Genomic DNA, 2543 nt, shown 5'->3' on the forward strand with positions numbered 1-2543 from the left:
ATCCATACGCCAATACATAACGTATGGAAGGGAACCCGCTGAACTGAAACATCTAAGTAGGCGGAGGAAGAGAAAGAAACATCGATTCCCAAAGTAGCGGCGAGCGAAATGGGAAGAGCCCAAACCAGAGTGCGTGCACTCTGGGGTTACGGACTGCATAAGTGAGCTGATTCGTTAATGGAACGGTCCTGGAAAGACCGGCCAGAGAGAGTGAAAGCCTCGTACATGAAAACGATAAGCAGCGGCAGGATCCAGAGTACCGCGAGACACGTGGAACCTTGCGGGAATTCGGGGGGACCACCCCCCAAGGCTAAATACTCCTTAGTGACCGATAGCGCATAGTACTGTGAAGGAAAGGTGAAAAGGACCCCGGGAGGGGAGTGAAAGAGAACCTGAAACCCTGTGTTTACAAGCTGTGGAAGCACGTTAAGGTGCAACCGCGTACTTTTTGTAGAACGGTCCGGCGAGTTGCGGATGCTGGCGAGGTTAAGGAGTAAAGCTCCGGAGCCGAAGCGAGAGCGAGTCTTAATAGGGCGTAAAGTCAGCATGTGCAGACCCGAAACCGGGTGACCTATCCATGTCCAGGTTGAAGTTCCCGTAAAAGGGAATGGAGGACCGAACGCACATCCGTTGAAAAGGGTGGCGATGAGGTGTGGATAGGGGAGAAATTCCAATCGAACCCGGAGATAGCTGGTTCTCCTCGAAATAGCTTTAGGGCTAGCCTCGTATTAGTTTAGCGGAGGTAGAGCACTGAATTTCCTAGGGGGCGTCAAAGTCTACCGAAGAATATCAAACTCCGAATGCCGCATAAATGATGTACGGGAGTCAGACTGCACGAGATAAGTTGGGTAGTCAAAAGGGAAAGAGCCCAGACCTACAGCTAAGGTCCCAAAGTGTGTGTTAAGTGGAAAAGGATGTGGGATTTCGAAGACAACTAGGATGTTGGCTCAGAAGCAGCCACACATTCAAAGAGTGCGTAATAGCTCACTAGTCGAGAGGTCCTGCGCCGAAAATGTCCGGGGCTAAAACACAACACCGAAGCTTAGGAATGTAATTATACATTGGTAGAGGAGCATTCTTAAAGAGACGAAGCAGTACCGATAAGGAGCTGTGGATTTTTAAGAAGAGAGAATGCCGGAATGAGTAGCGAGATGGAGGTGGGAATCCTCCAGGCCGAATATCTAAGGTTTCCAGAGTAAAGCTGATCTGCTCTGGGTAAGTCGGGGCCTAAGGCGAGGTCGAAAGACGTAGTCGATGGATAACAGGTTGAAATTCCTGTACTGCATATCATCAGAACTGTGGGGACACAGAGAGATACCGGAACCTGGGAGTGAAGATACCAGGGCAAGCGAGGTAGGTGCTAAGCTGGCAAAACCGCTTAGTAAGCCGAAGACGTGATGCGGAGCGAATTAAAGTAGCGAAGTCCGGGATTCGAGCTGTCGAGAAAAGCCGCTATTGTGTGATATGTACCCGTACCGTAAACCGACACAGGTGGATGAGGAGAGAATCCTAAGGCCGGCGGGAGAAGCATTGTTAAGGAACTCGGCAAAATGACCCTGTAACTTCGGGATAAAGGGTGCCACAGAGATGTGGCCGCAGAGAATAGGCTCAAGCAACTGTTTAGCAAAAACACAGGTCTATGCGAAACCGAAAGGTGAGGTATATGGGCTGACGCCTGCCCGGTGCTGGAAGGTTACGAGGAGAGGTTAGAGCAATCGAAGCTTTGAATCTAAGCCCCAGTAAACGGCGGCCGTAACTATAACGGTCCTAAGGTAGCGAAATTCCTTGTCGGGTAAGTTCCGACCCGCACGAAAGGCGTAATGATTTGAGCGCTGTCTCGACAATGCACCCGGTGAAATTGAAATACCAGTGAAGATGCTGGTTACCTGCGCCAGGACGGAAAGACCCCATGGAGCTTTACTCTAGCTTGATACTGGGATTCGGTACTGCATGTACAGGATAGGTGGGAGACTTTGATGACAGGACGCCAGTCTTGTCGGAGTCGCTGTTGGGATACCACCCTTGTGGTACTGGATTTCTAACCAACCTCCGTGACCCGGAGGTGGGACAATGTCAGGTGGGGAGTTTGACTGGGGCGGTCGCCTCCGAAAGGGTATCGGAGGCGCTCAAAGGTTCCCTCAGAATGGTTGGAAACCATTCAAAGAGTGCAAAGGCAGAAGGGAGCTTGACTGCGAGACCGACGGGTCGAGCAGGTACGAAAGTAGGACTTAGTGATCCGGTGGTAGAAAGTGGGATTGCCATCGCTCAACGGATAAAAGCTACCCTGGGGATAACAGGCTTATCACTCCCAAGAGTTCACATCGACGGAGTGGTTTGGCACCTCGATGTCGGCTCATCGCATCCTGGGGCTGAAGTAGGTCCCAAGGGTTGGGCTGTTCGCCCATTAAAGCGGTACGCGAGCTGGGTTCAGAACGTCGTGAGACAGTTCGGTCCCTATCCGGCGCGGGCGTAGGATATTTGAGAGGAGCTGCCCTTAGTACGAGAGGACCGGGGTGGACTGGCCTCTGGTGTATCTGTTGAGC

At 51.7% G+C, this 2543-nt stretch carries 1 rRNA gene (running past one end of the window); it reads left to right on the top strand.

The features are described 5' to 3' along the window. Positions 1–2543, top strand: a 23S ribosomal RNA gene (locus tag DW720_RS07835); its annotated part runs 225 nt beyond the window's last position; the annotation flags it as partial.

Source organism: Clostridium sp. AM27-28, assembly GCF_003480955.1.
Classification (GTDB): domain Bacteria; phylum Bacillota; class Clostridia; order Lachnospirales; family Lachnospiraceae; genus Otoolea; species Otoolea fessa.